Source organism: Duganella sp. CY15W, assembly GCF_009857555.1.
Lineage (GTDB): Bacteria > Pseudomonadota > Gammaproteobacteria > Burkholderiales > Burkholderiaceae_D > Rugamonas > Rugamonas sacchari.
On record NZ_WWCQ01000003.1, the window covers coordinates 418,774 to 437,919 of the forward strand.

Annotated in this window: 18 protein-coding genes; 13 read left to right on the plus strand and 5 right to left on the minus strand. The window is 64.4% G+C overall.

What is annotated here, in order from left to right; translation table 11 throughout:
• Positions 1 to 28 precede the first annotated feature (28 nt).
• Positions 29 to 958 carry a phenylacetic acid degradation operon negative regulatory protein PaaX gene (paaX, locus tag GTP58_RS16870; RefSeq protein ID WP_161078449.1) on the minus strand — a complete coding sequence of 310 codons (930 nt, stop codon included), beginning with the start codon at positions 956 to 958 and terminating at the stop codon, positions 29 to 31.
• A gap of 158 nt (positions 959 to 1,116) precedes the next feature.
• Between paaX and paaA the strand changes: the two genes are divergently transcribed.
• Genes paaA through paaZ form a run of 12 tightly spaced genes read left to right on the plus strand, consistent with a single transcriptional unit; the run spans position 1,117 to position 12,943 of the window.
• Positions 1,117 to 2,106 (plus strand): 1,2-phenylacetyl-CoA epoxidase subunit PaaA, encoded by a 990-nt coding sequence (gene paaA / locus GTP58_RS16875; protein WP_072786099.1) that lies wholly within the window; start codon positions 1,117 to 1,119, stop codon positions 2,104 to 2,106.
• A 10-nt stretch (positions 2,107 to 2,116) separates the two neighbouring features.
• Positions 2,117 to 2,401 (plus strand): 1,2-phenylacetyl-CoA epoxidase subunit PaaB, encoded by a 285-nt coding sequence (gene paaB / locus GTP58_RS16880; protein ID WP_072786100.1) that lies wholly within the window; start codon positions 2,117 to 2,119, stop codon positions 2,399 to 2,401.
• Between the two features lie 8 nt (positions 2,402 to 2,409).
• Positions 2,410 to 3,162, plus strand: coding sequence for a 1,2-phenylacetyl-CoA epoxidase subunit PaaC (gene paaC, locus GTP58_RS16885; RefSeq protein WP_161078450.1), 753 nt, complete (start codon positions 2,410 to 2,412; stop codon positions 3,160 to 3,162).
• A gap of 14 nt (positions 3,163 to 3,176) precedes the next feature.
• The gene (gene paaD / locus GTP58_RS16890; RefSeq protein WP_161078451.1) at positions 3,177 to 3,734 is read left to right on the plus strand and encodes a 1,2-phenylacetyl-CoA epoxidase subunit PaaD; all 558 of its coding nucleotides are present in this window, start codon (positions 3,177 to 3,179) and stop codon (positions 3,732 to 3,734) included.
• 4 nt (positions 3,735 to 3,738) lie between these two features.
• Positions 3,739 to 4,818: a 1,2-phenylacetyl-CoA epoxidase subunit PaaE gene (gene paaE, locus GTP58_RS16895; protein WP_161078452.1), complete on the plus strand. Its 1,080-nt coding sequence runs from the start codon at positions 3,739 to 3,741 to the stop codon at positions 4,816 to 4,818.
• Between the two features lie 10 nt (positions 4,819 to 4,828).
• Positions 4,829 to 5,638 (plus strand): 2-(1,2-epoxy-1,2-dihydrophenyl)acetyl-CoA isomerase PaaG, encoded by an 810-nt coding sequence (paaG, locus tag GTP58_RS16900; RefSeq protein WP_161078453.1) that lies wholly within the window; start codon positions 4,829 to 4,831, stop codon positions 5,636 to 5,638.
• A gap of 1 nt (position 5,639) precedes the next feature.
• Positions 5,640 to 7,217 carry a 3-hydroxyacyl-CoA dehydrogenase PaaH gene (gene paaH, locus GTP58_RS16905; RefSeq protein ID WP_161078454.1) on the plus strand — a complete coding sequence of 526 codons (1,578 nt, stop codon included), beginning with the start codon at positions 5,640 to 5,642 and terminating at the stop codon, positions 7,215 to 7,217.
• On the plus strand, positions 7,210 to 7,728 hold the full coding sequence (gene paaI / locus GTP58_RS16910; RefSeq protein ID WP_161078455.1) for a hydroxyphenylacetyl-CoA thioesterase PaaI: 519 nt from the start codon (positions 7,210 to 7,212) through the stop codon (positions 7,726 to 7,728). Before paaH ends, paaI begins: the two co-directional genes overlap by 8 nt.
• Before the next feature lie 13 nt (positions 7,729 to 7,741).
• Entirely contained in the window at positions 7,742 to 9,052 is a 1,311-nt protein-coding gene (gene paaK, locus GTP58_RS16915; RefSeq protein ID WP_161078456.1) for a phenylacetate--CoA ligase PaaK, read from the plus strand.
• Positions 9,053 to 9,061: 9 nt separating this feature from the next.
• Positions 9,062 to 10,267 carry a 3-oxoadipyl-CoA thiolase gene (gene pcaF / locus GTP58_RS16920; RefSeq protein WP_161078457.1) on the plus strand — a complete coding sequence of 402 codons (1,206 nt, stop codon included), beginning with the start codon at positions 9,062 to 9,064 and terminating at the stop codon, positions 10,265 to 10,267.
• 2 nt (positions 10,268 to 10,269) lie between these two features.
• Positions 10,270 to 10,881 carry a phenylacetic acid degradation protein PaaY gene (locus tag GTP58_RS16925; protein WP_161078458.1) on the plus strand — a complete coding sequence of 204 codons (612 nt, stop codon included), beginning with the start codon at positions 10,270 to 10,272 and terminating at the stop codon, positions 10,879 to 10,881.
• Positions 10,882 to 10,897: 16 nt separating this feature from the next.
• Entirely contained in the window at positions 10,898 to 12,943 is a 2,046-nt protein-coding gene (gene paaZ / locus GTP58_RS16930) for a phenylacetic acid degradation bifunctional protein PaaZ (protein WP_161078459.1), read from the plus strand.
• On the opposite strand, the gene GTP58_RS16935 is transcribed toward paaZ, so the two are convergent.
• A complete protein-coding gene (locus GTP58_RS16935) occupies positions 12,944 to 14,170 on the minus strand; it encodes a Xaa-Pro peptidase family protein (protein ID WP_161078460.1) in 1,227 nt (408 codons plus the stop codon).
• A gap of 147 nt (positions 14,171 to 14,317) precedes the next feature.
• On the opposite strand from GTP58_RS16935, the gene GTP58_RS16940 reads away from it, so the two are divergent.
• Positions 14,318 to 15,928 carry an S-layer protein gene (locus tag GTP58_RS16940; RefSeq protein ID WP_161078461.1) on the plus strand — a complete coding sequence of 537 codons (1,611 nt, stop codon included), beginning with the start codon at positions 14,318 to 14,320 and terminating at the stop codon, positions 15,926 to 15,928.
• A gap of 16 nt (positions 15,929 to 15,944) precedes the next feature.
• Here GTP58_RS16940 and GTP58_RS16945 read toward each other — a convergent pair whose 3' ends face one another.
• The 3 genes from GTP58_RS16945 to GTP58_RS16955 all read right to left on the minus strand — a co-directional run bounded on the left by GTP58_RS16945 (position 15,945) and on the right by GTP58_RS16955 (position 19,144).
• Positions 15,945 to 18,203 (minus strand): M4 family metallopeptidase, encoded by a 2,259-nt coding sequence (locus GTP58_RS16945; RefSeq protein WP_161078462.1) that lies wholly within the window; start codon positions 18,201 to 18,203, stop codon positions 15,945 to 15,947.
• A gap of 88 nt (positions 18,204 to 18,291) precedes the next feature.
• A complete protein-coding gene (locus tag GTP58_RS16950) occupies positions 18,292 to 18,795 on the minus strand; it encodes a type II secretion system protein (RefSeq protein WP_229215613.1) in 504 nt (167 codons plus the stop codon).
• Positions 18,770 to 19,144, minus strand: a complete 375-nt coding sequence (locus GTP58_RS16955) for a type II secretion system protein (protein WP_072786113.1) — start codon at positions 19,142 to 19,144, stop codon at positions 18,770 to 18,772. The genes GTP58_RS16950 and GTP58_RS16955 overlap by 26 nt, the downstream gene beginning before the upstream one ends.
• Between the last annotated feature and the right edge of the window lie 2 nt (positions 19,145 to 19,146).

A 19,146-nucleotide genomic window follows, 5' to 3' on the forward strand; every position in this document is an offset into this window, starting at 1 on the left:
TACTGCGCTGCCACGCCCCGGGCTGACCTCAAGCCAGCCCGCCAAAACGGTCGAAGAAGGCTGCTTCGGCGGCAGGGGCGGCGGCGTCTTCGCGGTGTAGGGCGGCGTCGATGTGCTGTTCGGCGGCGGCGTAGACCAGCACATAGATTTGCCGCGCCAGTTCGTAGGCGAGCGCGCCCGGCCACGGTGTCGGCAGCAGCTCGACCGGCAGTTGCGGGTCATGCAGCTGGACGCGGCGGTAGGCGTGGATCAGCAGCGTGCGTACCACAAACGCCGCTTCCGGCGCCAATGCCGCGCCATCGGTCGTGCCCGCGCGCAGCGCCGCCAGCAGCGGCTCGAACTGGGCGATGAAGCGGTTGTAGCCGGCCGCCACGCCTGCCACATCCCAGCCCGCCGCCACCAGGTCGCTGAGCGGGCGTGCCGCCACCTGGCGCATCGACTTGCCCTGCACCACAAACAGCCTTCCGGCCACGCCCAGCCGCTTGAGCAGCTCGTCGAGCGCCGGGCCGTCGGCTGCCGGATGGCCCATGATGCCGGGCGCAATCACGCTATAGCCTTCCCACAGCAGTTCCTTGCGCACGCTGGCGCGCTCGGCGGCGTTGAGCGCGCCGTCGCCGTTGAGCACCAGGGTCCAGCTGCCGTCCCAGTGCACATTGGGCGGCGCGTAGATGCGGCGGTAGGCGTGCACAAAGCGCGCCATCGCATCGGGCGTGATCGCATACGATGCGCGGCGGCCGTCGCGCTGTGCGCCCAGCCAGCCCTCCTGCGCCAGCCGGAACACCGAGGTGCGCAGCAGGCGGTCGTTGACGCCAAACGGCGCCAGCAGCTCGATCAGACTGCCCAGCCACACCATGCCGCCATGGGGCACGATGGCATCGCCAAAGATGGTGACCACCAGCGATTTCGAGCGCGGCGGGTCACTGGCCAGAAATCCGGCAATCCAGTCGTTGCAATTCATAGGCAGCTTACTAATCTGTACATGGAATCAATAGTTTACTTTTGCCGCGCGCTGGCCGCAGCAAAAAATTAACATAATGCACCATTTTAATATGAGTCAAAATAATCGTAGTCAAACGAAAATATGTATCGTAATATGTGGAGAAGGAGGAGACAGCCATGTACGCACAACTGGTAGAGACCGGCCTGAAACAGGTCCGCACGGCCGACGACATGAGCGCCGAAGAGCGCGCGTTCCAGGCCCGTATTGACGAGGGCATCAAAATCGAGGCCAAGGACTGGATGCCCGAAGCCTACCGCAAAACCCTGATACGCCAGATCTCGCAGCACGCCCACTCGGAAATCGTCGGCCAGCTGCCGGAAGGGAACTGGGTCACGCGCGCGCCCACGCTCAAGCGCAAATCCATCTTGCTGGCCAAGATCCAGGACGAAGCCGGCCACGGCCTCTACCTGTACAGCGCCGCCGAAACGCTGGGCGTATCGCGCGACGAACTGCTGGCCGCGCTGCACAGCGGCAAAGCCAAATACTCCAGCATCTTCAATTACCCGACCCTGAGCTGGGCCGACATGGGCGCGATCGGCTGGCTGGTGGACGGCTCGGCCATCATCAACCAGATTCCGCTGTGCCGCTGCTCGTACGGCCCGTATGCGCGCGCCATGATCCGCGTGTGCAAGGAGGAATCGTTCCATGCGCGCCAGGGCTACGACATCATGCTGTCGCTATGCCGCGGCACGCCCGAACAGAAGGCCATGGCGCAGGATGCGCTGAACCGCTGGTGGTGGCCGTCGCTGATGATGTTCGGGCCGTCGGACGCCGAGTCGGTCAACAGCGCGCAATCGGCCGCGTGGCGCATCAAGCTGTTCTCCAATGACGAACTGCGTCAGCGCATGGTCGACCAGACCGTGCCGCAGGCCGAATACCTGGGCCTGACCGTGCCCGATCCTGACCTGAAGTGGAATGCCGAACGTGGCCACTACGACTTCGGCGCCATCGACTGGGCTGAATTCCACAATGTCCTCAAAGGCAATGGGCCGTGCAACCGCGAGCGCCTGCGCACCCGCGTGCAAGCCTGGGACGATGGCGAGTGGTTCCGCGACGCGCTGGTCGCCCACGCCGACAAACAAGCCGCGCGCGCCGCTGCGGCCTAAGGAGACAAGCATGAGTAAAGAATGGCCATTGTGGGAAATTTTCATCCGCAGCCAGCATGGACTGGCGCACAAGCATGTGGGCAGCCTGCACGCACCGGACGCCGAGATGGCGGTCAATAACGCGCGCGACGTCTACACGCGCCGCAATGAAGGCGTCAGCATCTGGGTGGTGCGCGCGGCCGACATTGTTGCCAGCAGCCCTGGCGACAAGGGCGCGCTGTTCGAACCGTCCAACAGCAAGGTGTATCGCCATCCAACCTTCTTCCCGATGCCGGAAGAAGTCAAAAACCTGTGAGGCCGGGCATGGACGACAAGGTCAACTACCTGCTGCGCCTGGGCGACAATGCGCTGATCCTGAGCCAGCAGCTGTCGCAGTGGTGCGGCAAAGGCCCGGCGCTGGAAGAAGACATGGCGCTGACCAACGTCGCTTTGGACCTGCTGGGCCAGACCCGCATGTGGTACGAATACGCGGCCGAACTGGAAGGCGCGGGCCGCGACGAAGACACGCTGGCCTATCTGCGCGACGCCCACGACTTCAAGAACTGCCTGCTGCTGGAACAGCCCAACGGCAATTACGCTGACACGCTGGTGCGCCAGTTTTATTTCGACACCTGGCACTACTTCGTGATCGAAGGCCTGACGCGCAGCAGCGACGCGCGCATTGCCGCCATCGCCGAGAAGTCGCTCAAGGAGGTGACCTACCACCTGCGCCGCAGCGGCGACCTGATGGTGCGCCTCGGCGACGGCACGGAACTGAGTCACGCGCGCACGCAAAACGCCGTCAACGAATTGTGGATGTACAGCGGCGAAGTATTTGCCTACGACGCCGTGGATGAGGCCATGGTGGCCGCCGGCGTGGCGCCCGCCACCAACGAACTGCGCGCACACTGGCTGGCGCACGTGGCCGAGATCCTGGCCGAAGCCACGCTGGCCATGCCGCCCGCTGACGCCTGGATGCAGAAAGGCGGCAAGCAAGGCCGCCACAGCGAGCACCTGGGCTACATCCTGGCCGAGATGCAGTTCCTGCAGCGCGCCTACCCCGGCGCCACCTGGTAAGCAGCGAGGCTGCCATGACCACCGCCACCGTCGTCCCCGCGCAAGCGGGGATCCATGCAGAGCAAATATGGGCCTGGCTCGGCGAAGTCCCGGATCCCGAAATCCCTGTCATCTCGATTGTCGACCTGGGCATCGTGCGCGACGTACAGATAGCCGGCGATGGCGCATACGACATCACCATCACACCCACATATTCGGGCTGCCCGGCCATGCAGGTGATTGCCGACGCCATCACCGAGGCGCTGCATGCGCACGGCGTGGCCGAAGTACGGCTGCACAACCAGCTGTCGCCCGCCTGGACCACCGACTGGATGAGTGAAGCGGGCAAGCTTGCGCTGCAAGGCTACGGCATCGCACCGCCCGCGCAGCAGGTCATCGACATCAGCGGCTTGCGTGGCGGCGCCCGTGCTGCCGTCTCACGTCGCGCTGCTGCTTCCACGCCACGCATCGCCTGTCCGCACTGCGGCTCCGCGCACACCGAAATCACCAGCCAGTTCGGCTCCACGCCTTGCAAAGCGCTGTACAAATGCCTGGCCTGCCGCGAGCCATTCGATTACTTCAAGTGCCACTGAGATCATGAGCAAATTCCACCCGCTGACCATCGCCCACGTGCGCAACGAAACGCGCGACACCATCGCCGTCACCTTCAACGTGCCCGCCGAACTGCAGGACAGCTTCCGATTCCAGCAAGGCCAGCATCTGACGCTGCGCGCGCAGATCGGCGACGAAGACGTTCGCCGTTCCTACTCGATCTGCTCCGCCGTGCAGGACGGCGCGCTGCGCGTTGCCATCAAGCGCACCCAGGGCGGCCTGTTCTCCTGCTGGGCCAACGACACCTTGCAGGTTGGCCAGACACTGGACGTGATGCCGCCCATGGGCCACTTCAATGTGCCGCTGGATGCCTCCAGCGCCAGGCACTACCTGGCGTTTGCCGCCGGCAGCGGCATCACGCCCATCCTGTCTATCATCAAGACCACGCTGGCGACAGAGCCCAACAGTCGCTTCACGCTTTTCTACGGCAACCGCGCATCGTCCTCGGTGATCTTCAAGGACGAACTGTCCGACCTCAAGGACACCTACCTGGAGCGCCTGAAACTGGCCTACGTCATGAGCCGAGAGCAGCAGGACATCGAACTGTTCAACGGCCGCATCACCAAAGACAAGGCCGCGCAATTCCTCAAGTACTGGGTGCGCGTGGAAGACATCGACACCGCCTTCATCTGCGGCCCGGAAGACATGATGCTCGGCGTCTCCGCCGCCTTGCAGGAAGCCGGCATGCCGAAACAGAACATCAAGATCGAACTGTTCGCCGCCAGCATCCCCAAACACCAGCACCAGCCGCGTGCCGCCGCCAGCACTGCCGCCCATCAGCAGACCGAAGTCACCGTCATCATGGACGGCAACGCCACCAGCTTCAGCATGGAGCAGGACAAGGAATCGCTGCTCGACGCCGGCCTGCGCGCGGGCCTCGACATGCGCTACTCGTGCAAAGGCGGCGTGTGCTCCACGTGCCGCTGCAAGGTCATCGAAGGCCAGGTCGATATGGACGTCAACTATGCCCTTGAAGACTACGAAATCGCGCGCGGCTATGTATTGAGCTGCCAGAGCTTCCCCACCACCGCCAAAGTCGTCATCGACTTCGACCAGGCAGAATAACGGAGACACCATGGATTACCAGAACATCCTGTTCGACATCAGCGGCGGCGTCGCCACGCTGACGCTGAACCGTCCGGATAAGCTGAACAGCTTCACGCAAGCCATGCATGACGAAGTGCGCCACGCCATCAAGCGCGTCGCCAGCGCGGCCAGCAGCGGCAACAGCGACGAAGTACGCGTGCTGGTGCTGACCGGCGCCGGGCGCGGTTTCTGCGCTGGCCAGGACCTGTCCGACCGCGCAGTGGAACCAGGCGCCCGCGCCGTCGATCTGGGCGACTCGGTCGAGAAAAACTACGCGCCGATGGTGCAATCGCTGCGCGCACTGCCGCTGCCCGTGATCTGCGCCGTCAACGGCGTGGCCGCTGGCGCTGGCGCCAACATCGCGCTGGCCTGCGATATCGTGCTGGCCACCCAATCCGCTTCATTTGTCGAAGTGTTCTGCAAACTGGGCCTGATCCCCGACACCGGCGGCACCTATTTCCTGCCACGCCTGGCCGGCAGCGCGCGCGCCATGGGCCTGGCCATGCTGGGTGAAAAACTCACTGCCGAAAAAGCCGAAGCCTGGGGCCTGATCTGGAAAGCCATTCCTGACGCGGACTTCGCCGCCGAAGTGCAAGCGATGGCACGCCACTTCGCCAGCGCGCCAACCAAGGGCCTGGCCTTTACCAAGCAAGCCTTGCACGCCAGTCCGCACAACAGCCTGCAGCAACAGCTGGCGCTGGAGTGCGAAATGATGAGTGAACTGGGACGCAGCGACGACTACCGCGAAGGCGTCAGCGCCTTCATGGAAAAGCGCGTGCCACAATTCAAGGGGCGCTGAGATGGCGGTCCTGCACACTGACCGCAGCGTCGCCGTCATCGGCAGCGGCGCCATGGGCGCGGGCATCGCGCAAGTGGCTGCCGTTGCCGGCTACACCGTGCGTCTGTACGACAGCCGCACGGAAGCCGTGGCCAAAGCCATCGCCGACATCGCCGCCGCGCTGAACAAGCTGGTCGCCAAGCAGCGCATGGACGCCGTCGACTGCGCCGCCGCCATCGCACGCCTGCACGCCACACCGGCGCTGGCCGACGTTGCCGACGCCGGCCTGGTGGTTGAAGCGATTGTGGAAAACCTCGACGCCAAACGCGCGCTGTTCGTGCAGCTGGAAGGCATCGTGGCCGACGACTGCATCCTGGCGACCAACACCTCGTCGATCTCTGTCACCGCCATCGCGGCCGGCCTGCGCGTGCCGGGCCGGCTGGCCGGCATGCACTTCTTTAATCCCGTGCCGCTGATGGCGCTGTGTGAAGTGGTCAGCGGCCTGGCTACCGACGCCGCCGTCGCCCAGACCGTTTATGACACCGCCGCCGCCTGGGGCAAGAACCCGGTACATGCCAAGTCGACGCCGGGCTTCATCGTCAACCGCGTGGCGCGGCCGTTCTACGCCGAAGGCTGGCGCCTGCTGAACGAGCAGGCCGCCGATGCCGCCACCATCGATGCCGTGCTGCGCGAAGCGGGCGGCTTCCGCATGGGACCTTTCGAGCTCATGGACCTGATCGGCCATGACGTCAACTTCTCCGTCACGCAATCGGTATTCAACGCCTACTTCCAGGATCCGCGCTTCACGCCATCGGTGCTGCAGCAGGAAATGGTGAATGCCGGTTTCCTTGGCCGCAAGGCGGGGCGCGGCTTCTATCAGTACGGCGACGGCGCCGTCGCGCCGCAAGCGCAGCAGGAAGCCGCGCAGCGCAAACCGGAATACGTCAGCTACACCATGGAGCAGGGCGCCGCCCATGCGGTGGGCGGCGCGGTGATCGACGCACTGGCGTCGCGCCTGCGTGCGGCCAACATCGAGATCGTGCAGCGCAAGACGCCGGAAACCATCCGTCCCGCCGGTCCGCATGACGACGCGCCAGCCTTCCATTGCAACGGCGCCGCCGTCTACCTGACCGACGGCCGCAGCGCTACCCAGCGCGCGCGCGACAACCACCATCCCGACACGGTGCTGTTCGACCTCGCGCTGGATTACGGCAGCGCCAGACGCATCGCCATTGCCTGCGCCGATCAGTGCTCGCCTGCGGCCTGCCAGGCCGTGGTCGGCCTGCTGCAGGCGGCCGGTTTCACCGTCACACGGCTCGACGACGTGCCCGGCATGGCGGTGATGCGTACGGTCGCCATGCTGGCCAACGAAGCCGCTGACGCTGTCAATCAGGGCGTCTGCAATGCCGCCGCTGCCGATACCGCGATGCAGAAAGGCGTCAACTATCCGCGTGGTCCGCTGGCATGGGCCGACGCGGTCGGCATTGAGCACATCGTGCGCGTGCTGGCCAACCTCGGCGCCAGCTACGGCGAGGACCGGTACCGCGTGTCGCCGCTGTTGCGCCGCAAGCAGGCCAGCGGAGGGCGCTTCCATGAATAAGCTGCTCGACACGCCAGCCGTTGCATCGGCGTCCGCGCCGGCGCATGCCGCCGGCCGGCCGGTTGCTGGCAACGCCGCTGAACGCGCGCAGGCGCAGGCTTTGGCGGAGGCGGTTGGCGCCGCCATGTATGCACGCGATCCCGCTTCGCAAGGCCTGGGTATGCGTATCGATGCCATTGGACCCGGCCATGCGCGCCTGTCCATGCCGGTGCGCGCCGACATGCTGAACGGCCACCAGACCTGCCACGGCGGCTTCATCTTCGCGCTGGCCGACAGCGCGTTCGCGTTTGCCTGCAACAGCCATAACCTGGTCACCGTGGGCGCCGGCTGTACCATCGACTACATCGCCCCCGGCCGAGAAGGTGACGTGCTGACTGCGATCGCCGTCGAGCAAACGCTGAGCGGCAAGACCGGTGTGTACGACGTCAAGGTCAGCAACCAGGATGGCGTCACGGTCGCCCTGTTCCGCGGTAAATCGCACCGCATTCAGGGCACCGTGATACCCGCATAAAGAGGAGACACCGATGGTCCAACGCACACCCGATCCCGCCGATCTGGAGCCGATCGAGCGCGCCAGCCGCGACGAACTGCAAGCGCTGCAACTGCAACGCATGCAGTGGACGCTGAAGCACGCCTATGAGAACGTGCCGCACTACCGCGCCGCGTTCGACCAGGCAGGCGTGCATCCGGATGATTTGCGCACGCTGGCTGACCTGGCCAAGTTCCCGTTCACCGGTAAAAAAGACCTGCGTGACAACTATCCCTTCGGCCTGTTCGCGGTGCCGCAGGACCGCGTGGTGCGCGTGCATGCGTCCAGCGGCACTACAGGCAAGCCGACCGTGGTCGGCTATACCCAGAGCGATATCGACACCTGGGCGCACGTTGTGGCCCGCTCGATCCGCGCTGCGGGCGGGCGTCGCGGCGACATGGTGCACATCTCCTACGGCTACGGCCTGTTCACGGGCGGCCTTGGCGCGCATTACGGCGCCGAACGCCTTGGCTGCACCGTCGTGCCCATGTCCGGCGGCCAGACCGAAAAACAGGTGCAGCTGATCCAGGACTTCAAGCCATCGATCATCATGGTCACGCCGTCCTATATGCTGAACATCATCGAGGAATTCCAGCGCCAGGGCCTGGACCCTGTCGCCAGTTCGCTCAAGGTCGGCATCTTCGGCGCCGAGCCCTGGACTGACGCCATGCGCGCCGAGATCCAGCAGCGCGCCGGCATCGATGCCGTTGACATCTACGGCCTGTCGGAAGTGATGGGGCCGGGCGTCGCCAGCGAGTGCATCGAAAGCAAGGACGGCCCGGTGATCTGGGAAGACCACTTCTACCCGGAGATCATCGATCCAGAAACGGGCGAGGTGCTGCCGGACGGCGAAGAAGGCGAGCTGGTATTCACCTCGCTGAGCAAAGAGGCGCTGCCCATCATCCGCTACCGCACCCGCGACCTCACACGCCTGCTGCCGCCCACCTCGCGCAGCATGCGCCGCATCGGCAAGATCACCGGCCGTTCGGACGACATGCTGATTATCCGTGGCGTCAATGTGTTCCCGACCCAGATCGAGGAATTGATCTGCAAGATGCCGAAACTGGCGCCCCAGTATCAACTCGTCATCAGCCGCGAGGGACATCTCGACAAGCTGGACGTGCTGGCCGAACTGCGTCCCGAGACGGCCACCGATGACGTGGAAGCGCTGGCGCGCGAGCTGCAGCAGCGCATCAAGACCAATGTGGGCGTCAACACCACCGTCAAACTGCTGCCGCCCAATGGCATCGAACGCACGCTGACCGGCAAGGCCCGCCGCGTGATTGACCAGCGCCCGAAAAACTAAGGAGACAATGTGAATCAAGCCTATATCTGTGACGCCATCCGCACACCCTTCGGCCGCTACGGCGGCGCGCTGTCCGGCGTGCGCGCGGACGACCTGGCCGCGCTGCCGATTGCCGCACTGATCGCCCGTAACCCCGGCGTCGACTGGACGCGCGTGGATGACGTCTACTATGGCTGCGCCAACCAGGCTGGCGAAGATAACCGCAACGTTGCACGCATGGCGGCGCTGCTGGCCGGGCTGCCGGTGGACGTCCCCGCCAGCACCATCAATCGTCTGTGCGGCTCGTCGCTGGACGCGGTAGGCATGGCGGCGCGCGCCATCAAATCCGGTGAAGCGCAGCTGGTGATTGCGGGCGGCGTGGAGAGCATGTCGCGCGCGCCGTTCGTCATGGGCAAGGCCGACAGCGCGTTCTCGCGCGCTGCCAAAATCGAGGACACCACCATCGGCTGGCGCTTCGTCAATCCGCTCATGAAGGCGGCGCATGGCATCGACTCCATGCCGGAAACGGCGGAAAACGTCGCGCAGGAATTCGGCATCAGCCGCGCCGACCAGGATGCGTTTGCACTGCGCAGCCAGCAGCGCTGGGCCGCCGCCCACGCAGCTGGCGTGTTTCGCGATGAGATCGTGCCGGTGACGCTGCCGCAGCGCAAAGGCGACCCGAAGATCATCGATACCGACGAACATCCGCGCCCGGAGACCACGCTGGAGATGCTGGCCAAACTCAAGGGCGTGGTGCGTCCCGATGGCAGCGTCACTGCGGGCAACGCATCCGGCGTCAACGACGGCGCCTGCGCGATCCTGCTGGCCTCCGCCGCAGCGGCCGAGCAGTACGGCCTGCGCAAGCGCGCGCGCGTGCTGGGCATGGCCACGGCCGGCCTGGCGCCGCGCATCATGGGCTTCGGTCCGTCGCCAGCGTCCAAGAAGGTTCTGGCGCAGCTTGGCCTTTCCATCGCCGACATGGATGTGATTGAACTCAACGAAGCGTTTGCCGCACAGGGCCTGGCCGTCACGCGCGACCTTGGGCTGGCCGACGATGCGCCGCACGTCAATCCGAATGGCGGCGCCATCGCCATCGGCCACCCGCTGGGCGCCTCCGGCGCGCGCCTGGTACTGGCAGCGCTACACCAGCTGGAACGCACCGGCGGCCGCTATGCGCTGTGCACCATGTGCATCGGTGTGGGCCAGGGCATCGCCGTCGTTATCGAACGGGTATAACCATGGTCAAGGTCTACGAAATCAATGGCGTTATACCGGTGGTCCACCCGACCGCCTATGTCCATCCCAGCGCAGTATTGATCGGCGACGTCATCGTCGGTCCGCGCTGCTATATCGGCCCGCTGGCGGCGCTGCGCGGCGATTTCGGCCGGCTGATCCTGGAGGAGGGCGCCAACCTGCAGGACACCTGCGTCATGCACGGCTTCCCCGGCTGCGACACGGTGGTCGAACAGGATGGCCATATCGGCCATGGCGCCGTGCTGCATGGCTGCCGCATCGGCCGCAATGCGCTGGTCGGCATGAATAGCGTCATCATGGACAACGCGGTGGTCGGCGCAGACAGCATCGTCGCCGCGATGAGCTTCGTGCGCGCCGGCATGGAGATCCCGCCGCGCAGCCTGGCGGTTGGTTCCCCCGCCAAGGTCGCGCGCGAACTGCGCGACGATGAAATCCAGTGGAAGACCGGCGGCACCGCGCAGTACCAGGAATTGGCCGTCCGCTCCATGCAGACCATGCGCGAAACCGAGGCGTTGACCGCGCCCGAGCCGGACCGCAAACGCATCCATTGGGACAGCGCGCTGCCGCTGCACCTGCACAAGAACGCCTCAGCCTAATCAACGGAGACTCCCCATGGCATCAACCCTGCAAAGTTTCATCGCTGGCCGCTGGATTGGCAGTGAATCCGCCACGCCGCTGCACAGCGCCCTGACCAATGCGGTGATTTATCACACGCATGCCGACCGCATCGACTTCGACGAAGCCGTCACCTACGCGCGCAAGACGGGCATTCCCGCGCTGATGCAGATGAACTTCCAGCAGCGCGCCCAGCGCCTGAAGGCGCTGGCGCTGTATCTGATGAGCCGCAAGGAAGAGCTGTACGCCATCTCGCACCAGACTGGCGCCACGCGCGCCGACAGCTGGGTGGACATCGAGGGCGGCACCGGCACGCTGTTCGCCTACGCCAGCATGGGCAGCCGCGAGCTGCCGTCGTCCAATGTGCTGCACGAAGGCCCGGCCATGGCGCTGGGGAAGAACGGTGGTTTCTCCGGGACCCACATCCTGGTACCGCGCGGCGGTCTGGCGGTGCACATCAACGCCTTCAACTTCCCGATCTGGGGATTGCTGGAGAAATTCGCACCAAGCTTCCTGGCCGCCATGCCGTGCATCGGCAAGCCGGCCACCGCCACCAGCTATCTGACCGAAGCGCTGGTGCGTCTCATGAACGAGTCCGGCCTGCTGCCGGAAGGCGCGCTGCAACTGGTGATCGGCAGTACCGGTGATCTGCTGGACCGCCTGGGCGGCAGCGATGTGGTGACTTTCACCGGCTCCGCCGAGACCGCCGCCAAGCTGCGCACCAACCGCAACCTGATCACCAACGCCGTGCCGTTCACCGCCGAAGCGGATTCGCTCAACTGCGCCATCCTGGCGCCGGATGTGACGCCGGATGACGTTGAATTCGACCTGTTCGTCAAGGAAGTCGCGCGCGAGATGACCGGCAAGGCTGGGCAGAAGTGCACCGCCATCCGCCGCATCATCGTGCCGGAGAATCTGGTGGATGCTGTCGGCACGCGCCTGCGTGAGCGGCTGGCCAAAGTCAGTGTGGGTGATCCGTCGGTGGAAGGTGTACGCATGGGCGCACTGGCCTCGCGCGACCAGCTGCGTGACGTTGCCGAACGCGTCGAACTGCTCGCGCGCGGCAACGAGGTGCTGTTCAGCGCCCGCGATGGCTTCCAGCCTGTGGGCGAAGGTGTGGCGGAAGGCGCCTTCTTTGCGCCCACGCTGCTGCTGTGCCGCGACGGCCACCGCAACGACGCGGTGCATGACGTCGAGGCGTTTGGTCCGGTCAGCACCATCATCAGCTACAACGGCATCGACGAAGCGCTGGCCCTGGCTGCGCGCGGCAAAGGTTCGCTGGTCTCGACGCTGGTGACCAGGGATCCGGCCATTGCCGCTTACGCTGTGCCGATGGCGGCGGCCTCGCATGGCCGCGTGCTGATACTGGACAAGGAAGCGTCGGTTGACTCCACCGGCCACGGCTCGCCGCTGCCGCAACTGAAGCACGGTGGCCCGGGGCGCGCTGGCGGTGGCGAGGAGCTGGGCGGCATCCGCGCCGTGCGCCATTTCCTGCAACGCGCGGCGGTGCAAGGCTCGCCGACTATGCTGGCGGCGGTGACTGGCGAATATGTACGCGGCGCCAAGGTGCAGGAGAGCGAAGTCCATCCATTCCGCCGCTATTTCGAAGACCTGAATATCGGCGACTCCCTGCTGACGCATCGCCGCACCGTGAGCGAAGCGGACATCGTCAACTTCGGCGGCGTGTCGGGCGACTATTTCTACATGCACTTTGACGAAATCGCTGCCAAAGACACGCAGTTCGGCCAGCGCATCGCGCACGGCTACTTTGTGCTGTCCGCCGCAGCGGGGCTGTTCGTGTCGCCTGCGCCAGGACCGGTGCTGGCCAACTACGGCCTGGATAACCTGCGCTTCATCACGCCGGTCGCCATCGGCGACACCATACGCGCGCGCCTGACCTGCAAACGCAAGGTTGACCGCAACCGCACCGACGACAAGGGCGTAGGCCAGGGCGTCGTCGCCTGGGACGTGCAGGTCACCAACCAGCGCGATGAGCTGGTGGCCAGCTACGACATCCTGACCCTGGTGATGAAGCGCGCCTGATCAGCGCTTCAAGCCAAACGGATCGTCGATGCTGTGGGCGGGTTCGGTGAACCATTTCGGACCGTTTGCGGTCATGTAGAAATGGTCCTCGTGGCGGACGCCGAATTCGCCCGGAATGCAAATCATCGGTTCGTTGGAGAAGCACATGCCGATGTCCAGCGGGGTCTTGTCGCCGCCCACCAGGTAGGGCCACTCGTGGATATCGAGACCGATGCCGTGGCCGGTGCGGTGCGGCAGGCCTGGCAGCTTGTAGCCGGGACCGAAGCCGTCGGCTTCCAGTGAGCGGCGCGCGGCCTGATCGACTTCTTCGCATGGTACGCCCAGCTGCGCTGCCGCGAATGCCGCCGCCTGCGCTTTCTTTTCGCTGTTCCACACCGAACGCTGACGCTCGCTGACCGGACCATACACGTAGGTGCGCGTGATGTCGGAAATGTAGTTGTGCAGCTTGCAGCCGGTGTCGATGAGTACCGTGTCGCCTTGCTTCAAGGTCTGCACGTAGCTGACGCCGTGCGGATAGGCGGTCGCTTCGCCGAACAGCACGATCACGAAATACGAACCACCTGCGGCGCCGACTTTGCGGTGTGCGCGGTCGATGAAAGCCTCCACTTCTTTGGTAGTGATGCCTTCACGCAGAATGCTGGCGGTGGCGACGTGCACCGCCAGCGTCATGTCCTTGGCGCGCTGCATCAGTGCGATTTCGGCGGCGGACTTGCGGGTGCGGCAGTGTGCCGTGACGGGGCGTGCATTCTCCAGGGCATAGCCTTCGGCCAGCGGACGGATGCCGTCATAGATGAAGAACGCCGCGCTCTCGCAGATGCCGACGCGCGGCGGCTGTGCAGCATTCGGCGCGATGCCCATGCGTTTGAGCACAGCGATAAACAATGCGTACGGGCTCTCGTGCTCATGCCAGCAATTGACCGCACCATCCACCAGCATGAAGTCCTTCAGCGTGCTTTCTTCAAACGCCGGTGCGATGTATTCCACGGCGCCTTGCGCCGGCAGGATGGCGCCTACCATGCGCTCGCTCGCATGCCACTTGGTGCCGGTAAAGTAGGTCAGGTTGGCGCCAGCGTTGATGTAGATTGCTGCGATGCCTTGCGCCTGCATATAGGCTTGCGCGCGCGCGATGCGCTGCAGATGTTCGTCTTTGCCGATAGGGACTGCGCCCGCAGTCATGTCCGACAAGGAGGCCAACGCCTCTTCCATGGTCTTTCCGCCAATAGTCATTTTTATATCCCTGTTGTGATGCGCGAGGATCGCTCTTCGTGAGCTTTCGATCATATCAGTTTTGCGCTTCCGTGGACCATGGTCATGCGCCCGTAACACGCGATTGATAAGGTGCGCGCACCATTGTTTACACTTCAGGATAGCTCAATGCTGCACAATAAATTCATGATCCCTTCCGCCGTCGCCATCATGCTGACCGTCGCTGCCTGCGGCGGTGATTCAGAGCCCGCCAGCGTTGTGCCGCCGCTTCCTGCGGGGCGCTGGATCGCAGGCGATCTGCATACCCACACCACGCAGTCGGCAGACGCGGATGTCAGCCAGACGCTGGAGAAGATCCTCGGCAAGGCCTTTAGCAGCTATGGCCTGGACTGGATGGCGGTTTCCAACCATTTACGCGTATCGACGCGTGACGAAAAAGGCATAGCGCTGGCGGCGTCGATTCCGATGTCGGTGGGGGCGGAGCGCTACGAAATTCCGCGCGTGCAGGCACTGCAAGCTGCCGGTACCTATGCCGACAAACTGATCTTCTCCGGCTTCGAGTGGGATATGCCGACGCATGACCATATCGGCATTGGCCTGTTTGAAGGTACGGACAAACTGAGCTCCAGCACCAAGGGCATGAAGGAGTTCGAGTATCTGTTTACCACGCGCGATGCCGCGATGTTTGATGCCGCCGATGTCGCCGCCTGGAAGGCGAAATACGGCGAGACGCGCTACAACAAAACGGCCGACGATGCGCTGCAGGCGATCAACTGGCTGAAGCAGAATTATCCGAACACCAGCTACGCCGTCATCAATCACCCGTCGCGCAATAAAGGCAGCTACAGCATTGCCGACTTCCGCGCGTTTAACGATGCGGCGCCCAACATCATGTTCGCGATTGAAGGCATGGTTGGCAATCAGATGGAACCGGACCGTGGCGGCTACACAGCTGCCTACACCGATGACAACGCGCTGCTGCGTGTCTACGGCGGCGTGGACTATATCGTGGCCAAACTGGGCGGCCCATGGGACGCGCTGCTGGGCGAAGGCCGCCGCATCTGGAATCTGACGGATTCGGACACGCACTTCAAGATCGTTGGCGGCAATAGCAGCGGCTACTTCCCTGGCGAATATGCCAAGAACTATGTGTTCAACAGCGCCACCGGCCAGGCGGTTGTAAAAGACCTGCTGGCAGGCCTGCGTTCGGGGAAAATGTTCTCGGTGTATGGTGACCTGATTAACGCGCTGGACTTCAACCTGGCCAGCAAGGATGACCGCAAGGAGATGGGCGGCGAACTGAAAGTCGCCAGCGGCGACAAGGTGACCATCACCATCCGCTTCAAGACGCCGGCCCGGAACAATTACGAAAAGCCGGTGGACAGCGGCACGCCTGCCAACGTCAAGCCGGTGGTCGATCACGTGGATCTGATCGTGGGCGATGTGGGGGCAAAGGCGACGCCTGGCACGGCAGCCTACAGCGTCGCCACCAATGCCAGCACCAGGGTCGTCAAGCGTTTCAGCAGCGCGGACTGGAAGGTGGATTCGGATGGTTACTACAGCGTCACCTACGAAACCACGGCCAGCAAGAATCAGTACTTCCGCCTGCGCGGCACCAATCTGGGAACCAATGTCGCCGGCCTGACGCAAGGCGGTGAGCCGCTGGCCGATCAGCGCACCGGCACCACCGACAATACGCAGCGCTTCAACGACATCAATGATCGTAACTACCGCAGCCTGTGGTTTTATTCGAACCCGGTGTTTGTCACGCTGCGTTGATCATTTGATTATTTGATTATTTGGTTAGCAGGCTGACTTTGTCGAGCACAAAGGAAGTCTGCCGCGCGCGGTCTTCACGCATGGCGAATGACAGTGTTACCTGCTGCCCTTTGAACGGCAGCAGGTCGAAGCTGCGGATCTGGTAGCCGTCGGCGGGCGTCAGATTAGTGTAGGTGGCCAGTGTGGCGAGTATGGCGCTGCCGCTGGCCGCGCGCAGCGAAACCACCATGGTGTCGTGGATGGCGCTGCCGGTTTCGCTGGTGTCGATGTGCAGCGCGAAGCTCAGTTGTGCGCTGGTCGCGGCGGCCGGGATCTGCACGCGCTGCGTCAGCGTCTCGCTGCTGCGCCGGCCGTTTCCGCCCAGCCAGGCGTAGCGCGTGCCTTCGTACGGCGCCTGGCCGCTGTGCGCGCCGATCACGCGGGTGGTGCCGCGCCAGCCGGTGCCGCCGTTTTCAAAGCCGCCGTTGGTGATGCGCTCCACCGCCTCGCCGCCATCTCCACCGCCGCCACCCTCGTCGATATCGGCGCCGACGTTGATGGCGGCGTAGGCGCGCTGCACGGCGATGGCTTCTTTCGAGGTGCCGCCATACAGCTCCTGTGCCGCTTGCAGCACTTTGTTGCGCGCATCGGCATAATTGGTGGAAGAGGTGAATTTGGTGGTCAGCGCCTTGAACCAGATGCGATAGGCCTTGTCGTTGCCGATGCCGCTCATGGCGGCCGGCGTGCGGGTCAGATAGGGGCTGTAGTAGTCGCCGGTGGTGTCGGCTTTGGAACCTTGCGAGAGAAAATAGAACATCCGGTTATTCGGTCCGCTGGCGTAGTGCACGTCCAGGTTTTTCAGCACGCTGCTCCACGCGTCCGGGCTGCGGCCGTCCTTGCTGGGTTTATACAGCCAGCGCAGTGGTTGGCCGCTCTTGCTGATCTCTTTGCCCATCATCCAGTCGTTGCCGGCAGCCGGTACACTGCTGCCCGTGTCGCCGTTGCGCGCATAGGCTTCCACCATTTCGCCGCCGATGTCGGAGTTGGATTCATTGAGTCCGCCGGATTCGCCGGTGTAGATCAGGTTCGCGGTTGCCGCCGTAACTCCGTGCGACATTTCGTGGCCGATGACGTCGATCGCCCCCAGGCTGTAAAAGCTGTTGCCGTCGCCGATGTACATGCATTTGCAGCTGTCGTCATAAAAGGCGTTGTCGTAGGCCGTGCCGACGTGGGCGGCGATGTAGGTGGCGGTGTTGTTGCCGTCCAGTGATTGCCAGCCAAGCACATTCTTGTTGGTGTCATAGGTGTTCATCAAGCCCCACAGCGCATTGACGGCGGCAGTCTGGCCGTTGGCGTCGGTGGTGCTGCCGCCGCTGTACTGTTTGCCGTCGCCCCAGGTATTGCTGTTGTTGGTGTAGGTGCTGCCGGGGTTGGGATTGTTGGGCGAGCTGTGGTCGGCGTTGGTGATGGCCATGCCGCCATATTTGCCGCCCGTGCCGCGCGCGGCGTCCAGCATCTGGAAGCCGCTGGCGGTCTGGGTGGTGTTGATCGGCACTTGGCCGTTGTACTGGCTGTTGCCGGTGCCGGTCACGGTCTGCAGCGCCGGCCACTTGGCGATGATGGCGCCGTCGCGCGCATCGACCACCACGTCGTAGTAAACCAGCTTGCCGTCCAGCGCCATGCGCAGCCGCACCATGTAGGCCAGCGCGTAGCGGTCCACCACTTCGCTGACGTCGAGCGCGTTGAGCTGGTCGTCGGGCTTGTCGCCGGCGGAGCTGGCGCGTATGGTTTTCATCACGGGATAGATCAGCAGCTCGGCGCTGGGCGGCCAGCGGTGCGTGGCGCTGGCGGCAACGTCCTGCACGGCGGCGCGGATGGCGTCATCGGCGGTCAACGTCGGGGTGAGGTCGGCGGGTGTGGGCGGTGCGGCCAACGGCGCGGCGCCCGGCGTGGTTGCGGCCGGAGCGATGCCCGGACGGCGATCGGAGGAGGCGACGCTGACGATATCGCCAGCCGCATTGGTTACCACCACCGATTCGGAGCCGAACACGCGCAAGCCTTTGTAGGTGTGCTGGGCGCGCGTGATTTTCTGGCCGGTGATGCCGGGGTGCTGGCTGCTGATGCGGAAGCTGTAGTCGTTGGTCAGGCCCTGGTGCGCGTCCAGGGCGGTGAGCCTGGCCATCAGCCCCGCGCTTTCCTGCGGCGTGGCGACGGTCACCGGCGCGGACATCAGTTGAGCGGCATGCAGCGGAACGCCGGCCAGGCACAGCGCCAGCAGGGGTGAGCGTAGTTTCATGACTTCCTCCCAGGTTGGTTGACGGAAGATTCACGCTATGCCGTGGCACCGGGAGGGGTTCTGTGCTGCGTCAACAAGCGCGCCGATTTCAGTGTTTGACACCGTCACCGGGCACCGGTGTGAACAGGTCGTAGGGATAGGTGAACACCCAGTCGGCGTAGCGCGTCTTGTTGGCCAGGCCGACATCGTCGTCGTCGAAGTTGCCCTGCTTGATGGGGCGTTGGGTGGACAGCGAACGCAGGCCGACGATGCGCCCCTGCTGCCGGACCAGCACCCAGTCCGGCTTGCCGGTGACGGGGTCGTTGTACAGCCGCCGCAGGTAGCGGCGCGCGCCGGGGAAGCGCGGGTCCTTGAGCAGCTCTTCCAGCGTCAGCGGATACTGGTTGGGCTGGCCCGGTGCGGTGTAGTAGCGCTCCAGCGCGACGCGGAATTCGTGGCCAATGAAGATCAGCTCACGCTCCTTGTCGCGCCGCGTGGCGGTGGCATACAGGTCGGCGGCGATGGTCAGCCCCACGCCCATGAACGCGATCAGCATGAGCGTCCACAGGTAGGCAAAGCCGCGCTGCTCAGAACTGATCGAAGGACGTGCCATCGCGGGTTTTTCCTTTGGCGCCGCTGCGGACATCGGCGATGCCGGGTTTGTCGGCGTCGGGCGAGGGCAGCAGCTGCCAGGTGGCGGCGGATTCGGTGACGGGGTCCAGCGGTACCTGGCGGAAGTAGTGCAGTGTCACCAGGTCGGCCAGTGCGGCCGGGTACTCGCCTTTGTCGGCGTAGTATTTGTCGATGCCGCTGCGTAGCACCTGCAGGTTTTCGCGCAGCGCCACTTCCTTGGAGCGCTCGACCGAGCTGAAATAGCGCGGCACGGCGATGGTCAGCAGCAGCGAGATGATGGCCAGGACCACCAGCAGTTCGACCAGCGTAAAGCCATGGATGCGTTTCATAG